Annotated in this window: 21 protein-coding genes; 7 read left to right on the top strand and 14 right to left on the bottom strand. The window is 60.8% G+C overall.

All coding sequences use genetic code 11. The annotated features are described in order from the left end of the window. The first annotated feature begins 24 nt into the window (after positions 1-24). The 5 genes from BMW49_RS02605 (at position 25) to BMW49_RS02585 (ending at position 3612) form a co-directional block, all read left to right on the top strand. Positions 25-429, top strand: a complete 405-nt coding sequence (locus tag BMW49_RS02605) for an OsmC family protein (RefSeq protein WP_069516659.1) — start codon at positions 25-27, stop codon at positions 427-429. After that, positions 426-1286 carry a pirin family protein gene (locus tag BMW49_RS02600; protein WP_069516660.1) on the top strand — a complete coding sequence of 287 codons (861 nt, stop codon included), beginning with the start codon at positions 426-428 and terminating at the stop codon, positions 1284-1286. The genes BMW49_RS02605 and BMW49_RS02600 overlap by 4 nt, the downstream gene beginning before the upstream one ends. A 98-nt stretch (positions 1287-1384) precedes the next feature. Next, the gene (locus BMW49_RS02595) at positions 1385-1933 is read left to right on the top strand and encodes a sigma-70 family RNA polymerase sigma factor (protein ID WP_069516661.1); all 549 of its coding nucleotides are present in this window, start codon (positions 1385-1387) and stop codon (positions 1931-1933) included. Beyond that, positions 1930-2637: an anti-sigma factor gene (locus BMW49_RS02590; RefSeq protein ID WP_069516662.1), complete on the top strand. Its 708-nt coding sequence runs from the start codon at positions 1930-1932 to the stop codon at positions 2635-2637. Before BMW49_RS02595 ends, BMW49_RS02590 begins: the two co-directional genes overlap by 4 nt. A 186-nt stretch (positions 2638-2823) precedes the next feature. Beyond that, complete coding sequence (locus BMW49_RS02585; RefSeq protein WP_069516663.1) at positions 2824-3612, top strand: DUF4394 domain-containing protein; 789 nt, start codon at positions 2824-2826, stop codon at positions 3610-3612. A gap of 132 nt (positions 3613-3744) precedes the next feature. Here the strand turns inward: BMW49_RS02585 and BMW49_RS02580 are convergent, their stop codons facing one another. From BMW49_RS02580 to BMW49_RS02550, 7 genes are all read right to left on the bottom strand, one after another. Continuing rightward, positions 3745-4530, bottom strand: a complete 786-nt coding sequence (locus BMW49_RS02580; RefSeq protein ID WP_069516664.1) for a dienelactone hydrolase family protein — start codon at positions 4528-4530, stop codon at positions 3745-3747. A gap of 104 nt (positions 4531-4634) precedes the next feature. Continuing rightward, positions 4635-5633, bottom strand: coding sequence for a response regulator (locus BMW49_RS02575; RefSeq protein ID WP_069516665.1), 999 nt, complete (start codon positions 5631-5633; stop codon positions 4635-4637). Then, entirely contained in the window at positions 5630-9325 is a 3696-nt protein-coding gene (locus BMW49_RS02570; RefSeq protein WP_069516666.1) for a PAS domain S-box protein, read from the bottom strand. Before BMW49_RS02570 ends, BMW49_RS02575 begins: the two co-directional genes overlap by 4 nt. A 147-nt stretch (positions 9326-9472) precedes the next feature. Further along, positions 9473-11371, bottom strand: a complete 1899-nt coding sequence (gene htpG, locus BMW49_RS02565) for a molecular chaperone HtpG (RefSeq protein WP_069516667.1) — start codon at positions 11369-11371, stop codon at positions 9473-9475. A gap of 94 nt (positions 11372-11465) precedes the next feature. Next, on the bottom strand, positions 11466-12719 hold the full coding sequence (locus BMW49_RS02560) for an MFS transporter (protein ID WP_069516668.1): 1254 nt from the start codon (positions 12717-12719) through the stop codon (positions 11466-11468). Between the two features lie 43 nt (positions 12720-12762). Continuing rightward, positions 12763-13209, bottom strand: coding sequence for a PaaI family thioesterase (locus BMW49_RS02555; RefSeq protein ID WP_069516669.1), 447 nt, complete (start codon positions 13207-13209; stop codon positions 12763-12765). Further along, positions 13206-13667, bottom strand: a complete 462-nt coding sequence (locus BMW49_RS02550) for a PaaI family thioesterase (RefSeq protein WP_069516944.1) — start codon at positions 13665-13667, stop codon at positions 13206-13208. The genes BMW49_RS02555 and BMW49_RS02550 overlap by 4 nt, the downstream gene beginning before the upstream one ends. Before the next feature lie 126 nt (positions 13668-13793). Between BMW49_RS02550 and BMW49_RS02545 the strand changes: the two genes are divergently transcribed. Together BMW49_RS02545 and BMW49_RS02540 are read left to right on the top strand one after the other, a co-directional pair. Beyond that, positions 13794-14075, top strand: coding sequence for a hypothetical protein (locus BMW49_RS02545; protein ID WP_069516670.1), 282 nt, complete (start codon positions 13794-13796; stop codon positions 14073-14075). A 147-nt stretch (positions 14076-14222) separates the two neighbouring features. After that, the gene (locus BMW49_RS02540) at positions 14223-14513 is read left to right on the top strand and encodes an outer membrane protein assembly factor BamD (protein ID WP_069516671.1); all 291 of its coding nucleotides are present in this window, start codon (positions 14223-14225) and stop codon (positions 14511-14513) included. Between the two features lie 59 nt (positions 14514-14572). On the opposite strand, the gene BMW49_RS02535 is transcribed toward BMW49_RS02540, so the two are convergent. From BMW49_RS02535 to odhB, 7 genes are all read right to left on the bottom strand, one after another. Continuing rightward, the gene (locus tag BMW49_RS02535; RefSeq protein ID WP_069516672.1) at positions 14573-14983 is read right to left on the bottom strand and encodes an MAPEG family protein; all 411 of its coding nucleotides are present in this window, start codon (positions 14981-14983) and stop codon (positions 14573-14575) included. Beyond that, positions 14980-15714: a DUF599 domain-containing protein gene (locus BMW49_RS02530; RefSeq protein WP_069516673.1), complete on the bottom strand. Its 735-nt coding sequence runs from the start codon at positions 15712-15714 to the stop codon at positions 14980-14982. Before BMW49_RS02530 ends, BMW49_RS02535 begins: the two co-directional genes overlap by 4 nt. A 152-nt stretch (positions 15715-15866) precedes the next feature. Further along, positions 15867-17180 (bottom strand): branched-chain amino acid transport system II carrier protein, encoded by a 1314-nt coding sequence (gene brnQ / locus BMW49_RS02525; protein ID WP_069516674.1) that lies wholly within the window; start codon positions 17178-17180, stop codon positions 15867-15869. Positions 17181-17441: 261 nt separating this feature from the next. Then, positions 17442-18329, bottom strand: coding sequence for a succinate--CoA ligase subunit alpha (gene sucD / locus BMW49_RS02520; protein ID WP_069516675.1), 888 nt, complete (start codon positions 18327-18329; stop codon positions 17442-17444). Then, positions 18329-19495 (bottom strand): ADP-forming succinate--CoA ligase subunit beta, encoded by a 1167-nt coding sequence (sucC, locus tag BMW49_RS02515; protein ID WP_069516676.1) that lies wholly within the window; start codon positions 19493-19495, stop codon positions 18329-18331. The genes sucD and sucC overlap by 1 nt, the downstream gene beginning before the upstream one ends. 171 nt (positions 19496-19666) lie before the next feature. After that, complete coding sequence (lpdA, locus tag BMW49_RS02510; protein ID WP_069516677.1) at positions 19667-21103, bottom strand: dihydrolipoyl dehydrogenase; 1437 nt, start codon at positions 21101-21103, stop codon at positions 19667-19669. A 91-nt stretch (positions 21104-21194) separates the two neighbouring features. Then, positions 21195-22415 carry a 2-oxoglutarate dehydrogenase complex dihydrolipoyllysine-residue succinyltransferase gene (gene odhB, locus BMW49_RS02505; RefSeq protein WP_069516678.1) on the bottom strand — a complete coding sequence of 407 codons (1221 nt, stop codon included), beginning with the start codon at positions 22413-22415 and terminating at the stop codon, positions 21195-21197. Positions 22416-22478: the final 63 nt, after the last annotated feature.

Here is a 22478-nt window from a genome sequence, read left to right as displayed (position 1 = left end):
GACACCACCCGCTAAGGTAATGCCATGATCAGCATCCGCCATGAAAGCGGCTTCGTACACCGCATCGACATCGGGCCACACCAGCTGCGCTGCGACATGCCTACGGCTCAAGGCAGCAGCGAGTCTGTAGCGCCCGATCCCCATGACTTTTTTGATACCGCCCTGGGCGCCTGCAAAGCCCTTACTCTTGCGCTTTATGCACAACAGAAAGGCCTGCCGCTGGAGCATGTGGACGTCGATGTGCAGCGCGACACGCAACAGGAGCGGCAAGGCACCTACCGCCTGGATGTCAGCCTGACCTTGCACGGCCCCCTGGATGAGGCGCAGCGCCAGGCATTATTGCGGATCGCCGATAAATGCCCGATCCACAACCTGATGACCAAGGCCGACATCCAGATCAACACCCAACTGGCCACGGTGCAAGCATGAGTGATCTGCTGCTGGTGCAGGCGCGTACCGAAGACCTGCTCGGGCAACCGATCCGCCGTCCACTGCCTTCGGCGCGCTGTCGCAGCGTAGGGCCGTTCGTGTTTTTCGATCACATGCTCGAACACCACTACCCGCCGAACGATGGGCTGGATATTGCCGCGCACCCGCATATCGGCCTGGCGACCCTGACCTATTTGTTCAGCGGTGAGCTGCAGCACCGCGATAGCCTGGGCTCGGACCAACGGGTCGAAGCGGGCGATGTCAGCTGGATGTGTGCCGGCGCCGCAGTCGCCCATGTCGAGCGCACTCCACCAGCGTCGCGAGCCGAGGGGTCACGGCTGCATGGCCTGCAAGTCTGGCTGGCGCTACCCGTGGAGGATGAGCAGGGACCGGCCAGTTATAGCCACCACCCGGCACACAGCCTGCCCGAGTCCGATGCCCTGGGGGTGCACATTCGCCTGATCGCAGGCAACGGTTTCTGTTTGCAGTCGCCCGTAGCGGTGCGTTCGCCGACCCTGTACGCCGAGATCCGTCTGGCGACCGCCGCCCATCTACTGGTGCCGACCGAACACCCTGAGCGCGCCCTGTACGTCATTTCAGGCGAGCTGCAAGTCGATGGCCAGCCCGTCCCGCCTGGCCAGCTCGCCGTGTTACCAGCGGAGCGCGAGGTACTGCTGGAGGCGTGCAGCGAAACCCACCTGGTACTTATCGGCGGCACACCGCTTGGGCCGCGGCGGATAAACTGGAACTTTGTCGCCAGCGACCCCGCCCTGATCGACCGTGCACGCACCCGCTGGGCCGCCGGCGACTGGCCCGAAGTACCAGGGGAAACGCGGCGTATCGAGATGCCTGGCTGACCCTAAATAGTTCGACGGCAGGCATCCAGACGGCCTCCGCTCGGGTATAACCTCTGCCCACACGACTTCACCGAGTTTGAAGCCAACAGGAAAGCGGCATGGCGGACACGACGTTCGATTACGAAACCACCTTGGAAGCCTGCGCACGCCGTGACGAGCGCGCCTTCCAGGCGCTATACAACCAGGAGGCCGGGCAGATGCTGGGACTAGCGATTACCCTACTCGGGCGACGCGATCAGGCAGAAGATTGTGTCCACGACGCCTTCGTGCTGATCTGGCGCAATGCCGCGCGCTTCCAGCGCACACTGGGCAGTGGCCGCGCCTGGATTCACAGCATCCTGCGCTACCGCGCCCTCAACCAACTGCGCAGCCGTGGCCGCACCGTGGAGCTGGACGACGACTTTATCGAACGCGCCGCGGACGACAGCCTCCAGGCGGCCGATCTGCTCGAACAACAATCCGAGCAGCGCCAGCTGCGGCGCTGCCTGCAAGGCATCGAGCGTAATCGCCGCCACCCTATTCTGCTGGCGTTTTATCGTGGCCTGACCCATGACCAGATAGCCGCGCGACTTGCCACCCCGCTGGGCACCATCAAAGGTCGCATCCGCGCTGGCCTGCGCGCATTGCAGGAGTGTTTGCACCCATGATCGCGCAACAACCTGCCGAACGCCGTGCCCTGATCGGCGAGTACGTACTCGGTTTGCTTGATGATGAGCAAGCCGCCGAGGTCCGCGCCCTGATCGAGCAGGATGAAGAGGCCGCCCGCATGGCCCTGGACTGGGAGCGTCACCTGCTCGAGCTGACCGACCAGCTACCGGCGCAAGCGCCCTCCGCCCAATTGTGGCCGCGAATCCAGGCCAGCCTGGGTATTGCGCGCACACCCGACCATAGCGCCTGGGGTCAATGGTGGAACAATTTGCTCACCTGGCGCCTGACCAGTGCGGCCCTGGCGATGGCGTTGGTCGCCGCGCTGGCCCCTGGCCTCTGGCAGGGCGAGACGGCCACGGGCTATACCGTGGTCCTGCAACCCCCAGGTGAAACAGCGCAGCCGGGATGGGTGGTGCATATCGCAGGAGACGGCGCGTTGCGTCTGGAACCGCTGATGCAGGATGAAATTCCAGCGGACCGCTCCGTGCAGTTCTGGACACTGGTCGACCCGGCCATTGGCCCGCGCTCGCTTGGCCTTATCGAGCCGGGCAAGCCGACTGTGATCAGCGCCGAGCAGATCGGCGAGGTCCAACCGGGACAGCTGTTTGAACTGACCCTGGAGCCTGCCGGCGGCTCACCATCCAGTCGCCCGACCGGCAAGGTGCTCTACATCGGCCGCGCGGTGGTCGCCTCCGTTAACTGACACCCTGGGCGGCGCCGCAATGGCGCCGCCCTTAATCGGCAAAGCCTCTTCAGTAAAAAAATTTATCCTGCCGACATCCAACGCCCGACTGCCGGGTATAGCTATCAGGTGTTTCGTCGAGGCACCCGCGGTGAGTTCCTTGTTGGACTACCGCCTGATGCTGAAATGTTCCATGAGAGGATGCTTATGAACCGGTTCAACGCACGCCTGACCCTGACCCTTTCCACCGTTGCCCTGAGCTTGGCAGCCGGCTCGGTCAACGCCGCGCCCCTGCTCGCCCTGGGTAGCGATGGGCAGCTGTTCAAGATCGACAGCAGCAGCCTGAAAGTCACTGGCAAAATGGCTGCACAAAGCCCCGTGGCACTGCGTGGTTTCGACATCCGCCCGGTCAATGGTCAGCTTTATGCTCTGGGCAGCGACAACCAGCTGTACACCCTGGATCTCGCCAGTGGCGCCGCGAAGATGGCAGCCAAACTGAATAACAGCCTGCCGGGCGCTGGCCAGGCCGTAGTCGACTTCAACCCGGTTGCAGACCGTCTGCGCCTGCTCGGCCCAGACGGCACCAGCTTTCGCGTCAATGTAGAGACCGGTGAAGTGGCAGTAGATGGCAAGGTCGCCTACGCCACAGATGGCCCTTACGCAGGTAAGACTGCCAAGGTTATGGCGGGTGCCTACAGCAACTCGTACGCGGGTACCAAGGCCACTGCGCTGTACAACGTTGACCTGGCGACTGGCAGCCTGATGTTGCAGAACCCACCGAATGATGGTGTACAGCAGGAAGTGGGCGCGATTGCCAAGGGCCTGAGCGCAACAGCGTTCGACATCGTCAGCGACGGTAAAGGCGGTAACACCGCTTACCTGCTGACCGGCAAGACACTGCATACCATCGACCTGGCCAGTGGCAAGCCGACCACGCTCGGCGATGTGACCGAGCTGCCTGAGGGCATCATCGATATCGCCGTACTGCCGCAGTAAACCTGAAACGCCCTGGGGCTCAGCAGGCGTTGAACACCCAGGGCGTCATCGCGTGTATCGAGTTACTCCGGTCCGCCAACGCGAACCTGTAACACTCATGGGGCATGCCTTGCTGGCATACCCCTTGGTTGTTTAAGGCGCTTGAAAAACTTCGTCGAGCAACGCATTCATGGCTTCGAATGAGCGCTTGGCCACCACTGGATGGTACTCATTGCGTCCCGGCACCTTGGCATAGGGGTCCGTGAACGAGTGCACTGCACCGCCATAACTCACCAGTTGCCAATCGACCTTGGCCGCCTTCATCTCTGCCACGAAACCGTCGACCTGAGTCTGCGGCACAGCCGGGTCATCGGCACCATGCAGTACCAGAACCGGTGCTTTGATATTAGAGGCGTCTGCCGGGTTGGGGGTGTCCAGGTTGCCGTGGAATGCGACGAAGGCCTTGAGGTCAGCACCTGAGCGAGCCAGTTCAAGGACCGCGCCACCGCCAAAGCAGAAGCCAATGGCCGCCATCTGACTGGCATTGAGCAACGACGCGCCTTGCGCCTTGAACACATCAACCGCTGCCTGCGTACGCTTGCGCATCAAGGGCCGGTCACCGCGCACTGCTGTGGCTGCAGCGCGCGCCTCATCGGGGTTGCTAGGGCGCACAGCCTTGCCGTACAGGTCGGCCATGAAGACCACGTACTTATCGCTTGCAGCCCGTGCCGCTTTCTCTGCCGATTTGTCAGTGACGCCCAACCAATTGGGCACCATGACCAGGCCTGGGCGCGGCTCAGTGACCGCGTCGTCGTAAACCAACAGGCCCTCGAAGGCCTCGCCGTCGATCTCGTAAGGGACCGGTTTAACCACCACGGCCGCCTCGGCCAGGCCGATCATGCCGGCGCAGAGCAGCGGCAACAGGGTCTTCTTCTGCATGGGTGCGTTCCTTGGAAGCGAAGGTGAACGTCAACCATAGACCGTCACACCGCTAACACCAAGGTCGGCGCCCTGCCCTTTTTCAACCAAAGATGTCATACGACTCAAGCGTGCTCGGCCCAGCGCGCCTTGATCTCGAGAATGGCCGGCAACTGCTCGATAAACAGCTCAACCAGTTGCGGATCAAAATGCCGGCCGCTTTCTTCGCGCAACAAGGCCACTGCATCCTCGATCGACCAGGCCGCCTTGTAGGGGCGCACGCTGGTCAGCGCATCGAACACATCGGCAATCGCCACGATACGCCCCTCGATGGGAATCGCCTCCCCGCGCAGCCCATTGGGGTAACCACTGCCATCCCACTTTTCATGGTGCGTCAAGGCAATGATCTGGGCTGTCTTGAGCAGGCCGCTGGCGTGTTCACCGATGATCCGCGCACCTATCTCGACATGCCCACGCATGATCGTCCACTCCTCACTGTCGAGCTTGCCGGGCTTGCGCAACACCGCGTCGGGGATACCGATCTTGCCGACATCATGCATGGGCGCGGCATTCAGCAGTTCATCGGCAGCGGCCTCGCTAAAGCCTGCCGCCCGCGCCAGTACCCGGGCAAAGTGGCTCATGCGGATCACATGCAGGCCCGTCTCGTTGTCCTTGTACTCGGCCGCCATACCCAGACGCTGGACAATCTGCAGGCGCGTACGCTTGAGCTCGTCCAGGCGCACCAGCGACAGGTGCGTACGTACCCGCGCCCGGACGATCGCAGGGCTGACCGGTTTGGTGATGTAATCCACCGCGCCCACCTCAAAACCGCGCGCCTCATCGTCGATATCAGCAAGGGCCGTGACAAAAATCACCGGAATATCCTGCAAGGCAGGTTCGGCCTTGATCCGGGCGCACACCTCGTAACCGGTCATGCCAGGCATCATAACGTCCAGCAGGATCAGCTCGGGCTGCTCACGGGCAGCCATTTCCAGAGCTTTCTGCCCATCCTTGGCGAACAACAGACGGTAGTCGTCCTGCAGAATATGACGCAGCACCTGCAGGTTGGTCGCCTCGTCATCGACCAGCAACAGCTGCGGTCGGGTGTCGGTGGAAGTCATCATGGTGACGGTATGTCCTCATCGTGCATCTGTCGCAACAGGTCATCCAACCCAGCAAGGGCCCGGTCAAAATCAAAATCGTCGAGGGCGTGGCGAACGCGCTCACGTGCCTTGCTGAACGTCTCATCCTGCGCCGGGCTCTGAATTAACAGTGCCAGAGCCTGATCATCCAGCCCGCCACGCACCACCGCCAGACGCAGACGCTGGATAGCCGCCAGCAAGTCCGCAGCCGCAGGTCCCGGGGCTTCGTCCTCATAAGGTGCCAACGGCAGCACTGGCACCGCAGCGGCTACGGCCTGAAACGCCCTTGAGAGCTCTTGCAGGAGTGCCTGCACGCGAGGTTTTTCAGTCTGACCGAGGGCATATTCCAGGGCTTCGCCCAGGCGTGCCAAGTGTGTCAGGGCCAAATTGGCAGCAGTGCCTCGCAGGCGATGAACCAGGCTACGCGCAACCTCCCATTCACCCGCGGCGACCAATACATGCAATTGCTTGACCTCCGCACCCTGCTCATCGAGAAAGCGCTGGATGGCAGCGGCCATTCGCACCGGCCCGCCCCACAGCTGCGCGCCTCGCCCCCAATCGAACAAAGCATCGGCAGGCTGATGCTGAACCACCGACACGTCTGCATGCTGATCAAGCTGACCAGTGAGGCGCGCCATTTCCCCGAGCAATGCATCGAGCACCAGTGGTTTGCTGGCAAAGCCATTCATTCCAGCATCCAGAGCGGCCTGGCGATCGTGGTCAAGCACACTGGCTGTCAACGCGATAATCGGTATGGCGTCGCGTCGGTGTATCGCCTCATGGGCGCGAATCCGCCGGGTGGCTTCCAGCCCGTCGACCTGAGGCATTTGCACATCCATCAGGATCAGGTCGTAGTGACCAGAGGCAAAGGCATCGACAGCAGCCTGCCCATCGACGACGCCGGTCACTTGGTGTCCCAGCTGTTGCAATGTCAGCTGCAGCAGCTCCAGATTCTGCTCCACATCATCGGCCGCCAGAATATTCAACGCGCGCAACTGCGGCATCACCTGACGCGGCTGTGGCGCCAACTGCTTACCCGCCCGCAACGGCAGCTCAATAGAAAAACGGCTACCCACACCCAGCGTGCTCTCAACCCGCAGCCGGCCGCCCATAAGCTCCACCAGTTGCCGAGAAATGGTCGTACCCAAGCCCGTGCCGCCGAAACGCCGACTCATGGACGCATCCGCCTGGGCAAACGGCTCGAAAATCTTTTCCAGACGATCTGCAGCGATACCGATACCGGTATCTTCGACCGTAATACGCATGGCATCCGGTTCGCCCTGAACCCGTACGCAGACCTCACCGGCATGCGTGAATTTGACCGCATTGCCAAGCAGATTGGTCAGGACCTGCTGTAGACGCAGCGCATCGCCGCAGAAAAACTCCTCGACCTGAGTCGGGTACTCAAGCAACAGCTTCAGCCCCTTGTTCTCGGCGTTCAATCGCTGGGCCGTACAGACCTGCCCGCATAACTCACGCAGTGAAAAATCCCGTACTTCCAACTCGACCGCGCCGCGATCCAGCTTGGCCGTATCGAGGATGTCGTTGAGCAGCCCGAGCAGCGAGCGTGATGAGTGCTGTACGGTTTGCAGGTGTCGACGCTGCGTATCGGATAACGGTGTATTGATCAACAGCTCGGTGAAACCAATGATGGCGTTCATTGGCGTGCGGATTTCGTGACTCATGTTCGCCAGGAAACTGCTGCGCGCCGCGGCAGCGGCCTCGGCACGATCACGGGCGACACGCATCTCCTGCTCCATCAGGCGCCGTGGGGTCAGGTCGGAGGCCAGCTTGACGACCTTGAACGGCTTGCCATCCGTATCCAGGATCGGGTTGTAACTGGCTTGAATCCAGAACTGCTTATCGCCCTGCCCAATCCGCAAAAACTCACCCGCCTTGAACATGCCCGCCCGCAAGTCATCCCAAAAGGCAATGTAGTCATCGCTTGCTGCATAGTGCGGGTCGCAGAATTCTCGGTGATGGACGCCGACGATCTGTTCGAGTGGATAGCCGAGAATCGCCAAAGCATTCTCGTTAGCCGTCAGGAGATACCCCTGCAGGTCGAACTCGACCATGGCCATGGCCCTGCTGAACGCATTCACCTTGCCTTCGTATTCGGCGTTGCGCAGCTTGGTTTCGGTCTGCTCAAGCAATACACCGTCGATCCAGCGCGGCACGCCCGCCTCATCGCACACGGTGCTGCCACTTTCCCAGATCCAATGCTCGCGGCCCTGGCGATCAAGCAAACGGTACTCAACGGTGTAATTGCGCCCTTGCTTGATGGCTGCCTGCACCTGTTCGACGGTCGGCTGGTAATCGTCTGGGTGGTACAGCGCCGCAATTGACTGACGTCGGCTGGTGAAGTCTTCCGCGCTCCAGCCGGTCAGGGCCTGCACCGCGTCGCTGATGAAGATCATGCTCCAGTCGTCATCGAGCAGGCAGCGAAAAGAGACGCCGGGGATATTACTGATCAACGAACGGTACTGCTGTTCGCTTTCGCGGATGGAGCGCTCCATCTGCTTGCGCTCGGTGATATCGGTGACGAACACCACAAACAGCGGGCGTTGCTTATTCTGGGTGATGCCGATGCTGATACGCACCGGCTGCTCCTGACCATCGCGGCCCTTGCACGTCAGCTCCAGCTCGCTGCTGGGTAAGCGCCTTAGCCCGCTTTGCACATAGTCACGCAGATGTCCGCCGAGCATCTGCGCGTGCTCCGGGCTGAGCAACTGGTCCATTGACTGACCGATCAGTTGCTTGGGGTGCCAACCAAACAACCGCGTCACGGCGCGGTTTGCCGAGCAAATGGTACCGCTATGGTCAATGGTCAGAATGGCATCGAACGCCGTGTCGAAAATCGAGCGCAGGTGCTGCTCGCTGGCCTGCAGCTGCAGGCTCAGGCGGCGGTACCGCAGGAGTGCGTTGGTCGCCACGACAAACACCGCCAGAGTCACGGTGATCAAGGTAATGGCGGTCGCAATGTAGCCACTGTCCATGATGCTCATCGGCACCGGCGACTCGGCCACCCCGACAAAGCGCGCAGCCGCCATGCCGACATAGTGCATACCGCTGATCGCCAGCCCCATCACCAGGGCGCTGATACCCAGCGCCCAACGTGCCGGCAGTCGATTTTGCAGACCGAAGCGCACCCACAGGGCGAGAATGGCCAAGCCCACCGCCACGACAATCGACAGCGCGAACATCCAGGGGTCGTAACGCAGCAAAGGCGTCATCTGCATGGCGGCCATACCGCTGTAGTGCATGGCACCAATGCCAGCACCCACCAATACGCCACCGACACACAGTTGTCTGCCACTGAGGTCACGCCTGGCCAGCAGGCTCAGGGCCACCCAGGATGCGCCAAGGCTGGGCAGCATCGACCACAAGGTCACGCCCAGATCGAAACGCACCGTGGCGCAGAGCTCGAATGCCAACATACCGAGAAAGTGCATGGCCCAGATGCCAGCCCCCAGCGCCAGGGAGACGGTCAGGATGATCGCCTGGCGGGCAAATAGACTGCTGGTATCACGGGCTTCACCGGCCAGTTGGAGGGCCATGCCCGATGTGAACACGGCAATACACAGGGACAGGATCACCAACACCGGGTCGTGACTGCTGAGCACGAGAACGCTGGGATCAGCGTCCGAGAGAAACATCTGATGAAGAAATGACATACCACCCCAAGCAGGACTGCACTGGCATGGTCCATGCCCTAGCGAAATGCCACCATCTCAAACGAGTGGTGCGGGCTTGTCAATCAAGGCCAAGGCCTGATGCCGCACAAAAAAGCCCGCCGAAGCGGGCTTTTCGACCAACGGGGCTTAGGCGGAGAGTTCCACCAACAGCTTGTTCAGGCGCTGCACGTAGGCAGCCGGATCTCTCAGGCTATCGCCGGCAGCCAGGGCGGCTTGATCGAAGAGGATGTGGCTGAGGTCGGCGAAACGGTCTTCGTCTGGCTCTGCATCCAGCTTCTCGATCAACGGGTGGCTAGGGTTGAACTCAAAGATCGGCTTGCTATCCGGCACCTTCTGCCCGCTGGCTTCGAGGATCTGGCGCATCTGCAAACCAAGGTCCTGTTCGCCGATGGCCAGGATGGCCGGCGAGTCGGTCAGGCGATGAGACACCCGCACCTCGGCAACCTGTTCACCCAGTGCACCTTTCAGGCGCTCGACCAGGCCTTCTTTAGCCTTGGCGACTTCTTCCTGAGCCTTCTTGTCTTCTTCCGAATCCAGCTTGCCGAGGTCCAGATCGCCACGGGCCACGTCGACGAACTGCTTGCCATCGAACTCGGTCAGGTAGCTCATCAGCCACTCGTCGATGCGGTCGGTGAGCAGCAGCACTTCGATGCCTTTCTTGCGGAAGACCTCCAGGTGCGGGCTGTTCTTGACCTGGGCGAAGGACTCGCCAGTGAGGTAGTAAACCTTGTCCTGGCCTTCGCTCATGCGCGCGACGTACTCGCCCAGACCGACGCTTTGCTCGCCGTCTTCAGTACGCGTGGAAGCGAAACGCAGCAGACCGGCGATCTTCTCCTTGTTGGCGAAATCTTCCGCCGGACCTTCCTTGAGCACCTGGCCGAAGTTCTTCCAGAAGCCCTTGTACTGCTCGGGTTCGTTCTTCGCCAGTTTCTCCAGCATGTCCAGCACACGCTTGGTCAGCGCCGATTTCATCGAATCGATAATCGGGTCTTTCTGCAGGATTTCGCGAGAAACGTTCAACGACAGGTCATTGGAGTCGACCACGCCTTTGATAAAGCGCAGGTACAGCGGCAGGAAGGACTCGGCCTGATCCATGACGAAGACGCGCTGTACGTAGAGTTTCAGACCGCGCGGCGCTTCGCGCTGATACAGGTCGAACGGCGCACGGGCCGGCACGTAGAGCAGCGAGCTGTATTCCAGCTTGCCTTCAACCTTGTTGTGGCTCCAGCTCAGCGGGTTCTCGAAATCATGACCGATGTGTTTGTAGAACTCCTGGTATTCCTCGTCCTTGATCTCGGTACGCGGGCGGGTCCACAGGGCGCTGGCACGGTTGACGGTTTCCCACTCGGTTTCTGCAGGCGCGTCTTCGCCCTGCTGCTCTTTCGGCAACTCGATCGGCAGGGCGATATGGTCGGAGTACTTCTTGATGATGTTGCGCAGGCGCCAGCCATCGGCGAACTCGTCTTCGGCCGCTTTCAGGTGCAGAACGATGCGCGTGCCGCGCTCAGGCTTGTCGATGGTGGCGACTTCAAACTCACCCTCGCCCTTGCTCGACCAGTGCACGCCTTCGCTGGCCGGGCTACCTGCACGGCGGCTGAAGACCTCGACCTGGTCGGCAACGATAAACGCGGAGTAGAAACCCACACCGAACTGACCGATCAGGTGCGAGTCCTTCTTCTGGTCGCCGGTCAGGTGTTTCATGAAGTCGGCGGTGCCGGACTTGGCGATGGTGCCCAGGTGGGTAATCGCGTCTTCACGGCTCATGCCGATGCCATTATCTTCGAGGGTGACGGTCTTGGCGTCCTTGTCGAAGCTGATGCGAATTTTCAGATCGGCACCGCCTTCGAGCAGCTCAGGCTTGGCCAGGGCTTCGAAACGCAGCTTGTCGCTGGCATCCGAGGCGTTGGAAATCAGCTCACGCAGAAAGATTTCTTTGTTTGAATACAGCGAATGGATCATCAGGTGCAGCAGTTGCTTCACCTCGGTCTGGAAGCCCAGGGTTTCTTTTTGAGTTTCCACACTCATGCTCTCTTACTCCACTTTGTTGACGAAGCCGCAACGCGGCAGGTGTCACCAAGGTGGGGGCTGAGTAGCATTTTTCAAGTCCAGCGGGCTTCACTCACGGCTCAAGCAGCACCAACTGGCTGATTTCCTCGGGGCGCAGGGCGTAACTCACTTCGCCCGGCCCTTCCCTTTCTGGGCGTAGAACAATCCGGCCTTCACTGTCGATACCCTGGAAGCGGCCCTCGGCTTGGCCGCCGCGGACAGTTTGCGCGCGCATGGCCAGGTTCTGGTAGTGATCGGGGCGGCGCAGCAGGCCGTCGAGGTCGAAGCGTAAGCGCCGATCAACCGGGCGCGCGATCCGCTTGGGCGCGGGCGCTTGCGGCACAACTGCAACGGCAGCGCTTGCGGATTGCTCGACGTCCGGCAACGCCGGGTAGCTGTCGCCAACCACTGCCCAGCCACGGCCGTTGCGCTTGCTTAGCGCTAGCGCCAGTACTTGTGACTGACCATTGATCACGGCAGAGATCTCAAGCGGTAGAGGATCGGCAGCCAAGCTGACCGTATGCAAAGGCTCAAGGCGTACCTGACGCGTGGTGAAGCGGCGCTGCAGATAATCGCGTACCACATAGGCCAGGGTATCCATCGAGTCGACCTGCAGGTCGACCTGCCCATCCTGATAGCGTAAACCGTCGCGATAGACCTCGATCTGCCCACTCAAGGTGGTGCGCAATGGGGGCGGCAAGACCAGGTGAAAATCGCCCTGCAGCCGGTTAGGCTCCACGGCACGCAGATCCAGATGCAGGGTATAGCCATGGCTAAGCCGGCGCGCCTCGGGCAACTCCTGCTCGGGCAAAAGCCAGCTGATTTCCACTTCGGGCAAGGTGCCGCTATCGGTGGGCAGTACATCCACGCGGATGCTGCCCTCCTGGGGCTGACGCGGCAAGCGAATGATCACCTCGCGGCTGGCAAAGAAATCCTGGCCCTCGCGCAGGCTCAATACGCCATCGATCAATTCGCCCTGCTGCGGCATGAAGGGTTGCCCGTGTAGTTCACCGCTCAACTGGATCGCCAGGTCTGGCGTCTGCTGGGCCTGCGGCTGCAACCATTGCAAGCTGAGAATTGCGGCCAGACGCTGCGCATCGTGACTGGCCAGCAGGGTCAGACCAACGATCAACGGAATGAACCCCAGCGCGAGCAGAGCAACAGCCTGACGCGCATTGCGCCAATGACGCACCACATAGACCAGGGTCAGTGGCGGAATCAGGCTGCCCCACCCCCACAACAAACTGGTGGCGAAGGCACGCATCACCAACCAGACCAGCCCCGCCAGGATCAGCAACAATCCCCCGAGGATCAGCAACGCATCCATTTCCTGTCCTTACTGCTTACAGACGAGCCATTGCGCCCGCACCTCAGGCTTCATCGACCTTGAAGTGGGCACGTGCCGTGGCAATGGGCTCGGTCTGATTGGTTTGCCAGGCGGTGATCGCGACATTGGCGACACGGCGACCCTGTCGCCACACCTGACACTGGGCGTAGGTGTCACGATAATGACCCGCACGCAGGTAATCTATCGAGAAGTCGATGATTTTCGGAAAATGTGGGCTGCCCATGAACATCAGCAGGTGCAACAACGCGGCCTGCTCCATGAAGCCTGCAATCACCCCACCGTGTATGGCCGGAAGCATCGGGTTGCCTATGGTGTCGCGGTTGGCCGGCAAACGCAGCACCATGTCGTCGCCAAGGCGCAAGCATTCGATACCCAGCAGCCGAGCGTAGGGAATCAAATCAATCAGCTGGCTGTAATCGTTGCGTGCGTGGGCATCGCGCACCAGCTCGTCGAGCGAGGGCGTAGTCATGCCTTACTCTCCCGTGGCCGCTGTACAGGAGCAACCTTGCCCATGCGCATAAATGCCCCGACAACATGGGCGATGGGTTGCTCAGGATCATCCTGATAGGCATAACCGCGGGTAAAGATCACATGGGGTGTGACGCGGTAACACTCCGCGAAGCCGAACACATCCTTGTGCGGTTCGGCCGGGTGCATGTAGTCGATGCGCAAGTCGAGCGTCGGACAGATCTCGAAATCTTCCAGCACGCAAATGGTGGAAATCCCGCAGGTGGTGTCCATCAAGGTGGTGATGGCCCCGCCGTGGATTACGCCCGTATCCGGGTTGCCGATAATCTGCTGACTGTAGGGCAGGCGAAGGGTCAACCCTGCAGGACCGGCGTGCTGCACTTGCATACCCAGTACCTGGCAATGGCGCAACGCGCTCAGAAAGCGCTGGGCACGCTGATGTAAAGGGGAGTCACTCATGCTCAGGTTCGCCAAAACAGAAATTCCAGGCCGGCATCATACCTGGCAGACACAAATACCCTGAACTTACGCCAGCCCGAGCGCCTCGAAAAAGTCGTGGACACACTAATTCCAAGGAGATTATCCATGACTAAAAATGCCGCTTATGCCCTACTGCTCGCCGCCACGCTTGGCCTGGCCGCCTGCGACAACGCTGCTGAAAACAGCGCGCAAGACGCTCAGGAATCCCGCGAGGAAGCCCAGGAGTCGATGAACGACGCCGAGGAATCCATGAACGACGCGGCTGAAGCGCAAAATGACGCGACCGCCGAGGAAGCCGAAGCTGCCGAACAGCGTGCCGAAGAAAGCCGCGACGCTGCACCTGCTGCGCAGCAGCCGGTCTCGCCACCACCAACCAATCAGCAGTAATCCACTCAGGCAGCGTGCGACCAGCAGGCTGCCTTACCCACTCCCCCATCCTTGCCCTGAATAGCCAAGGAACTTCGGACGTTGCACGCCCTCCAAGGGCAGCGAGCATGAACATTGCCCGTACCCGTATCTTATGGAGAAACAACCGTGCAAAAACCGCTGACCTACGCCCTGCTGTTCGCCCTCACTCTGGGCCTGGCCGCTTGCGAAAAAACCCCGGAAGACAAGATGGAGTCCGCCAAGGAGTCCGTTTCCGAAGCGATGGAATCGCTGGGTGATGCGGCTGAAGATACCGGTGACGCGATCAAGCAAAAATCCAATGAAGTGACCGGTAACGAGCCGACCACTGGCGAGAAAATAGAAGCCGCCGCTGAAGACGCTGGCGAAGCGATTCAAGATGCAGGCGACGAAGCTAAAGATGCAATTGACGGCAACTGATCGCCGCTCAACGAGTACGCTGCAAATAGAAAGGCCCGCTGATGCGGGCCTTTCTGCGTTCAGGCGCTGACTATTAGCCAGCGTACCGCCGGGCTGAGCATCAACAGCAAACAGCACAGCAGGCTAAGGATCCAGACCAGCGAACGCTGCCAGTGCAGGTTCTGCCAGTAGAACACCAGGTACAGAACCCGGGCGATGACGAACAGCACGGCCAGCGCATCGACCCAGCCGCCATACATCTGAGTGACATGAGCCATCAGTACACCGGCGGCGAACAACGGGAAAATCTCCAGGGTATTGAGGTGCGCAGCGAGTGCCCTCGCCCCCAGACCGGTCAGTTTCGCCTGCTGAGCACGAGGGTGCTGATTGTCATAACCGCCGGCTTCGGCGTTCATGGCTTTGGCCACGGGAATCTTGGCCACATAGATCAGCAGCGCCGTGATGAACAGACACCAGAATGGGATGCTCATTCGCTTTTCTCCTTGGCAGGCTCTGCCGTGGGTGTAGGGGTATAGACCATGACATCCAGCACGTCGGAATGGAACTCGCGACGATGCAGTACCAGAACCACGCCTGTGGTCACGGCTATGAAAAACCAGGGACTGATAAACCAGGCGAGCGTGGCCATACCGAAATAGTAGGCGCGCAGACCGTAGTTGAACTGGTTGGCCGCCATCGAGATGACCCGTGCGGTGCGCTCGGCAAACGCCTTGCGCTCCTGCTCGGTAACGTGGCGCTCGCCCACCATCGGCGCTGAACCAACCAATACCGCAGCAAAGTTGTACTGGCGCATGCACCAACTAAATGTGAAGAAGGCATAAACGAACACCACCCCAAGACACAGCAACTTGGCCTCGGACATTTCTCGGCTGACCGCCTGCACGAACGGCAGATCGGCGAGCAGCGACACCGCACGGTCGGACGCACCGAGCACGGTGAGAATACCCGCCAGAATAATCAGCGTGCTGGACGCGAAGAAGGAGGCATTACGCTCAAGGTTGCCGATCACATTGGCATCGGCAATGCGGTTATCACGCAGGAGCATCCGCCGCATCCAGTCTTCTCGATAGAGGTGCAAGACACTGGCCAGACAGGGCGTAGTACGGCCCTTGTGCTGGGCGTAGCGGGTATAGCCGACCCAGCAGATCACAAACCAGGTCACGGCAATCAAATGTGGCAGGTAGGCTGAATCGAGCGGCATGGAAACTCCTTGTTGGCCAGTGCTCGATTATAGCCAGCCAGGCGCCCTGCCCGGCCAGAAAAAGCTGCTTTCTGCACACCGCCCACACAACAAGAGCAGTGCTGCGCCAATGGGCTTGACGCCCCCGCCCACCTGGGCAGCACGTCACTGGCTCAGGCGACAGCTGCGGGCGTACGCCCCACTAGCCGATCAGCCACACAGGCGACCACCAGGGTCAGCAGTACCGGCAACAGCCAACCCAGGCTCTGCTCGGCCAACGGCAGCTTGCTGAACAGCGTCGGTACCAGGTTGGAGAAGCCAGCCGCAGCAAAACCATCCACGACGCCAAATACCAGGGTCACAGCCATCACCGGGACAAACACACGGCGCGGCGACAGCCACAGGCGATCGCACAGGCTCAGGGCTACCAGAACGATAGCCAGGGGATACAAGCCAACCAGCACCGGCACCGAGACGCTGATCAACTGCGTCAGCCCCTGATTGGCGACCAGCAAACTGAATACCCCCAGAGCCACCACCACGACGCGATAGGACACCGGCAGCAGGCCGCTGAAAAATTCGCCACAGGCCGTCAGCAGGCCCACCGCCGTGGTCAGGCACGCCAGGGTGATCACCACGGCCAAAAGCAGGCTACCGGTGGTGCCGAAGGTGTGCTGCACATAGGCGCTGAGGATCTGCACACCATTTTGCGCCTCACCGGCGATGCCCTGACTGGTCGCGCCCAGGTAGAACAGCGCCAGGTAAACCAGGGACAACCCGGTGGCGGCGATCACCCCGGCGATCACCGAATAGCGAGTGATCAGCGCTTGCTCGGTCACCCCGCGGTCGCGGATCGCCGTGGCGATCACGATGCCGAAAACCAGCGCCCCCAAGGTGTCCATGGTCAGGTAGCCCTGCAGAAAGCCCTGCACGAAAGGCGCCTGCTGGTAATCGACAGCAACTGCGCCGACCTCGCCGGCCGGGCTTAACAGCGCAGCACCACCCAGCACCAACAGCGCGGCCAGCAGCACCGGGGTGATGAACTTGCCGATGCGGTCGACCAGACGCCCCGGGTTGAGCGACAGCAGAATTACCGCGGCGAAGTACGCCAGGGTATAGAGCCCCAGGGACAGGCCGGTGTTACCGGTAAAAGGTGCGATGCCCATCTCGAAGGACACCACAGCGGTACGCGGCGTCGCGAACAGCGGGCCAATCGCCAGGTACACTGCCACAGCCAGCAGCAGGCCCGCCGTCTTGCCTAGAGGCGCAGTCAGCAGCGCCATGCCACCGCCGACACGGGCCAGGGCCACGATGGTCAGCAGGGGTAGACCAACGCCGGTGAGCAGAAAGCCCAGGGCAGCGGTGCCCATATGTTCCCCGGCCGCCATACCGGCGCTCGGGGGGAAAATGATGTTGCCTGCGCCCAGAAACAGGGCAAAGGTCATAAAGCCAAGGGCTAGGAGATCCGAGCCTTTCAAACGAGTCATAGAAGGGAATACCACTGGCAGAAAGTTATGAGTTCCGAGGGTTTCCCGAAGGATTGGGGAAACGTCGCCCAGCCGGTGAGCTGAAGCCCTGATGCGCGGCCAGCCACTTTTGGTGGCATCCCACGCGGCAGCGCGCCTGACGCATTCGCGGTAGCAACTGCTGCTATGACGGTCGAACAACCTGCAATCGCCTGAGCGACAGTTGTCAGCCGTAAATGCAAGAGGCCACCCGAGGGTGGCCTCTCTGGCAAGCGAGAACGCTTAAGCGTTCTTCACTTCCCAACCGGTCAGCTCGGCGAGTGCCTTACCGATGTCGGCCAGGGAACGCACGGTTTTCACACCCGCGTCCTGCAGCGCAGCGAACTTCTCGTCCGCAGTGCCTTTACCGCCGGAGATGATGGCGCCAGCATGGCCCATACGCTTGCCCGCCGGAGCGGTCACACCAGCGATGTAGGACACCACCGGCTTGGTCACGTTGGCCTTGATGTAGGCAGCCGCTTCTTCTTCGGCCGAACCACCGATCTCACCGATCATGACGATCGCTTCGGTCTGCGGGTCTTCCTGGAACAACTTCAGGATGTCGATGAAGTTGGAGCCCGGAATCGGGTCACCGCCGATGCCGACGCAGGTGGACTGACCGAAACCGGCGTCAGTGGTCTGCTTGACGGCTTCGTAAGTCAGGGTGCCGGAACGCGACACGATGCCTACTTTGCCTGGCAGGTGGATGTGGCCTGGCATGATGCCGATCTTGCACTCGCCCGGGGTGATAACACCTGGGCAGTTCGGGCCGATCAGGGTGATGCCCAGCTCGTCGCACTTGACCTTGGCGTCCAGCATGTCCAGGGTCGGGATGCCTTCGGTGATGCAGACGATCAGCTTGATACCGCCGAATGCCGCTTCCAGGATCGAGTCTTTGCAGAACGGAGCCGGAACGTAGATCACCGAAGCAGTGGCGCCAGTGGCTTCCACAGCTTCCTTGACGGTGTTGAACACCGGCAGGTTCAGGTGAGTGGTGCCGCCTTTACCGGGGGTCACGCCGCCAACCATCTTGGTGCCGTAGGCAATGGCTTGTTCGGAGTGGAAGGTACCCTGGGAGCCGGTGAAGCCCTGGCAGATAACCTTGGTGTCTTTATTGATCAGGACGCTCATTATTTGCCCTCCGCAGCTTTGACGACTTGCTGAGCAGCGTCGGTCAGGCTGGTTGCCGCGATGATGTTCAGGCCGCTTTCTGCCAGGACTTTAGCGCCCAGCTCAGCGTTGTTGCCTTCCAGACGGACGACAACCGGGATTTTCACGCCGACTTCTTTTACGGCGCCGATGATGCCTTCGGCAATCATGTCGCAACGTACGATGCCGCCGAAGATGTTCACCAGAACGGCAGCAACGTTGCTGTCGGACAGGATGATCTTGAAGGCTTCGGTCACGCGCTCTTTGGTTGCGCCGCCACCTACGTCGAGGAAGTTGGCTGGCTTGCCACCGTGCAGGTTGACGATGTCCATGGTACCCATGGCCAGGCCAGCACCGTTGACCATGCAGCCGATGTTGCCTTCCAGCGCTACGTAGTTCAGTTCGAACTTGGCAGCGTGGGCTTCACGCGGATCGTCCTGGGACGGATCGTGGAAGGTTTTCAGCTTCGGCTGGCGATACATCGCGTTAGCGTCGATGTTGATCTTGGCATCCAGGCAGTGCAGGTCGCCGTCAGCCTTGATAACCAGCGGGTTGACTTCCAGCAGGGCCAGGTCGTGGTCTTTGAACAGCTTGGCCAGACCCACGAAGATCTTCGCGAACTGAGCAACTTGCTTGCCTTCCAGACCCAGCTGGAATGCCAGCTCACGGCCCTGGAACGGCTGCGCGCCAACCAGCGGATCGATGGTCGCCTTGAGGATCTTCTCAGGGGTGTCGTGAGCCACTTTCTCGATGTCCACGCCACCTTCAGTGGACGCCATGAACACGATGCGACGGCTGGAGCGGTCAACAACGGCGCCCAGGTACAGTTCCTTGGCGATGTCGGTGCAGGACTCAACCAGGATCTTGGTGACCGGCTGGCCATTGGCGTCAGTCTGGTAAGTCACCAGGCGCTTGCCCAGCCAGTTGGCAGCGAATGCCTTGGCGTCTTCTTTACTCTTGACCAGCTTCACGCCGCCCGCTTTACCGCGGCCGCCAGCGTGGACCTGAGCCTTGACGACCCACTCGGTGCCACCGATTTTGTCGCAGGCTGCTGCGGCTTCTTCCGGAGTGTCTACCGCGAAGCCTTTGGATACGGGCAGGCCGTATTCAGCGAACAGCTGCTTACCCTGATACTCGTGGAGATTCATGCTTGTCTACCGTCTTCGTTTAGGTATTGCGCATTCGGCGCTGCACAAAAGTGCCGCGCCACCTGTGATTGCTTCGTGAGCAATCCGCCGAACATTCCGCACAGCATGCGGGCCGCCCGACGTGGTTCTTGAGCCCGCCCCAGCGATAGCCGGGGCGAACCTTACGACTGCTTAGCGCTTCTTGCGGTTGGCGATGTGGATGGCGCCGCCATTCACCGCCAGTGCAGCTTCGTGCAGGGCTTCGGAAAGTGTCGGGTGCGAGAAGACCATCATGCCCAGGTCTTCGGCGCTGGTACCGAACTCCATGCCGATTGCGCCTTGCTGTACCAGCTCGGCCGCGCTTGGACCAATCACGTGTACACCCAGAACGCGGTCGGTGTTGGCATCAGCGATTACCTTGACCATACCGCCAGTGTCGTTGGCAGCCATGGCACGGCCGCTGGCCGCGAACGGGAAGGTGCCGACGTTGACTGCAACGCCTTCAGCCTTGAGTTGCTGCTCGGTCTTGCCGACCCACGCGATTTCCGGATGGGTATAGATGACTGACGGAATCAGGTCGTAGTTCATCTGGGCCTTGTGGCCAGCGATGCGCTCGGCAACCATCACGCCCTCTTCCGAGGCCTTGTGGGCCAGCATCGCGCCGCGCACCACGTCACCCACGGCATACACACCCGGCACGCTGGTGGCGCACTGGTCGTCGACGTAGATGAAACCACGCTCGTCCAGGGTCACGCCGCTGTCGGCTGCCAGCAGGTCGGTGGTCACCGGACGACGGCCAACCGCGACGATCAGCTTGTCGAAGGTCATCTTCTGTTCGCCATCGGCGTCGGTGAAGCTGACAGTCACCTGCTTCTTCTTCACTTCGGATGCGGTCAGACGAGCGCCCAGACGAATTTTCAGACCCTGCTTGGTGAAGGTCTTCATGGCTTCCTTGGCGATCTGCTCGTCCGCCGCCGGCAGGAACTTGTCCTGAGCTTCGATCACAGTGACTTCAGCGCCCAGACGGGCCCATACCGAGCCCAGCTCCAGGCCAATCACGCCAGCGCCGATCACGCCGAGGGACTTGGGTACGCTCTGGAATTCCAGGGCGCCGGTGGAGTCGACGATCACGTCCTGGTCAACCGGAGCAGGCGGAATGTCGATTGGCTTGGAGCCGGAAGCGATGATCACGTTCTCGGCTTGAACCAGCTGAGTCTTGCCGTCCAGGCCAGTAACTTCGATCTGCTTGCCAGCCAGCAGCTTGCCGTGACCTTCGAGCAGGGTCACACCGTTGGCCTTGAACAGGGTGCTCACGCCGCCGGTCAGGTTCTTCACGATGTTCGACTTGCGCGCCACCATGGCCGGCACGTCAATGCTCACGCCTTTGGCTTCGATACCGTGAATGGCGAAGCCTTCTTTGGCTTCGTAGTATTTCCAGGAGCTGTCCAGCAGCGCCTTGGACGGGATGCAACCAACGTTCAGGCAGGTACCGCCCAGGGCGACCTTGCCTTCCTTGTCCTGGTACTTCTCGATGCAAGCAGTCTTGAGGCCAAGCTGAGCGGCCTTGATGGCAGCTACATAACCGCCAGGACCGGCACCGATGACAACCACGTCGAATTTCTGGGTCATAACTTTCTCCTAAGCCTTAAGCGTCAAGCGGCAAGCCGCAGGTCAAAGCAGCGCAACGCGCCGTTTGAGACGTGCAGCTTGCCGCTGATTTTTAGATATCCAGCAGCAGACGAGCCGGATCTTCCAGCAGGTTCTTGATGGTCACCAGGAAGCTCACGGCTTCCTTGCCATCGATCAGACGGTGATCGTAGGACAGTGCCAGGTACATCATCGGGCGAATCACGACCTGGCCATTGATGGCCATCGGACGTTGAAGGATGTTGTGCATGCCCAGGATCGCAGCCTGCGGCGGGTTGACGATCGGGGTCGACATCATCGAACCGAAGGTACCACCGTTGGTGATGGTGAAGGTGCCGCCGGTCATTTCTTCGATCGACAGTTTGCCGTCACGGGCTTTCTTACCGAAGTTGGCGATGCCGCCTTCGATCTCGGCCAGGCTCATCAGCTCGGCGTTGCGCAGCACCGGAACCACCAGACCGCGGTCACTGGATACGGCAACACCGATATCGGAGTAGCCGTGATAGACAATGTCGGAACCGTCGATCGAGGCGTTGACTGCCGGGAAACGCTTCAGCGCTTCGGTAGCGGCCTTGACGAAGAACGACATGAAGCCCAGGCGTACGCCGTTGTGGCTCTTCTCGAACAGGTCTTTGTACTTCGAGCGCAGCGCCATGACTTCGGTCATGTCGACTTCGTTGAAGGTGGTCAGCATGGCCATGGTCGACTGGGCTTCGACCAGACGCTCGGCAACCTTGGCCCGCAGGCGGGTCATCGGCACACGCTTCTCGACGCGATCACCTGCGGCGAAAACCGGTGCAGCAGCGGGGGCAGCCGCTGGCTTGGCAACTGCTGCCGGGGCGTTCTTCTTGGCTTCGACGGCTGCGACCACGTCTTCCTTGGTCACACGACCACCCTTGCCAGTGCCGGCAATGCTATTCGGATCGATGCCGTTTTCTTCGGCGAGCTTGCGCGCGGCCGGCGACAGGATCTGATCATCAGCAGCAGCTGCGGAAGCAGCCGGCGCGGCTGCCGGAGCAGCGGCCTGGGCCGCAGCAGGTGCAGCAGCGGCAGCACCGCCCTCGCCCAACATGCCCAGCAGTTCGTTGGAAAGAACGGTGTCGCCTTCGTTCTTGATGATTTCGGCCAGCACGCCGTCGGCCTCAGCCAGCACTTCGATCACAACCTTGTCGGTTTCGATGTCGACGATCAGCTCATCACGCTTGACTGCGTCGCCCGGCTTCTTGTGCCAGGTGGCAACGGTGCCGTCGGCAACCGATTCCGGGAAGGTAGGGGCTTTGATCTCGATAGCCATTTTCAGTAATTCCTTAAATTCGGTTTCTTCTATGGGGCGGTCTCACGCGACCGCCCGCTGCGC

The sequence above is a fragment of the Pseudomonas cuatrocienegasensis genome (assembly GCF_900110925.1).
Classification (GTDB): Bacteria; Pseudomonadota; Gammaproteobacteria; order Pseudomonadales; family Pseudomonadaceae; genus Aquipseudomonas; species Aquipseudomonas cuatrocienegasensis.
This window is presented reverse-complemented; position numbering and strand designations above follow the sequence as displayed.

Coding starts and splice junctions, on each gene's coding strand:
- BMW49_RS02605 (WP_069516659.1), top strand. CDS start 25: ATGATCAGCATCCGCCATGAAAGCGGCTTCGTACACCGCATCGACATC.
- BMW49_RS02600 (WP_069516660.1), top strand. CDS start 426: ATGAGTGATCTGCTGCTGGTGCAGGCGCGTACCGAAGACCTGCTCGGG.
- BMW49_RS02595 (WP_069516661.1), top strand. CDS start 1,385: ATGGCGGACACGACGTTCGATTACGAAACCACCTTGGAAGCCTGCGCA.
- BMW49_RS02590 (WP_069516662.1), top strand. CDS start 1,930: ATGATCGCGCAACAACCTGCCGAACGCCGTGCCCTGATCGGCGAGTAC.
- BMW49_RS02585 (WP_069516663.1), top strand. CDS start 2,824: ATGAACCGGTTCAACGCACGCCTGACCCTGACCCTTTCCACCGTTGCC.
- BMW49_RS02580 (WP_069516664.1), bottom strand. CDS start 4,530: ATGCAGAAGAAGACCCTGTTGCCGCTGCTCTGCGCCGGCATGATCGGC.
- BMW49_RS02575 (WP_069516665.1), bottom strand. CDS start 5,633: ATGATGACTTCCACCGACACCCGACCGCAGCTGTTGCTGGTCGATGAC.
- BMW49_RS02570 (WP_069516666.1), bottom strand. CDS start 9,325: ATGTCATTTCTTCATCAGATGTTTCTCTCGGACGCTGATCCCAGCGTT.
- htpG (WP_069516667.1), bottom strand. CDS start 11,371: ATGAGTGTGGAAACTCAAAAAGAAACCCTGGGCTTCCAGACCGAGGTG.
- BMW49_RS02560 (WP_069516668.1), bottom strand. CDS start 12,719: ATGGATGCGTTGCTGATCCTCGGGGGATTGTTGCTGATCCTGGCGGGG.
- BMW49_RS02555 (WP_069516669.1), bottom strand. CDS start 13,209: ATGACTACGCCCTCGCTCGACGAGCTGGTGCGCGATGCCCACGCACGC.
- BMW49_RS02550 (WP_069516944.1), bottom strand. CDS start 13,667: ATGAGTGACTCCCCTTTACATCAGCGTGCCCAGCGCTTTCTGAGCGCG.
- BMW49_RS02545 (WP_069516670.1), top strand. CDS start 13,794: ATGACTAAAAATGCCGCTTATGCCCTACTGCTCGCCGCCACGCTTGGC.
- BMW49_RS02535 (WP_069516672.1), bottom strand. CDS start 14,983: ATGAGCATCCCATTCTGGTGTCTGTTCATCACGGCGCTGCTGATCTAT.
- BMW49_RS02530 (WP_069516673.1), bottom strand. CDS start 15,714: ATGCCGCTCGATTCAGCCTACCTGCCACATTTGATTGCCGTGACCTGG.
- brnQ (WP_069516674.1), bottom strand. CDS start 17,180: ATGACTCGTTTGAAAGGCTCGGATCTCCTAGCCCTTGGCTTTATGACC.
- sucD (WP_069516675.1), bottom strand. CDS start 18,329: ATGAGCGTCCTGATCAATAAAGACACCAAGGTTATCTGCCAGGGCTTC.
- sucC (WP_069516676.1), bottom strand. CDS start 19,495: ATGAATCTCCACGAGTATCAGGGTAAGCAGCTGTTCGCTGAATACGGC.
- lpdA (WP_069516677.1), bottom strand. CDS start 21,103: ATGACCCAGAAATTCGACGTGGTTGTCATCGGTGCCGGTCCTGGCGGT.
- odhB (WP_069516678.1), bottom strand. CDS start 22,415: ATGGCTATCGAGATCAAAGCCCCTACCTTCCCGGAATCGGTTGCCGAC.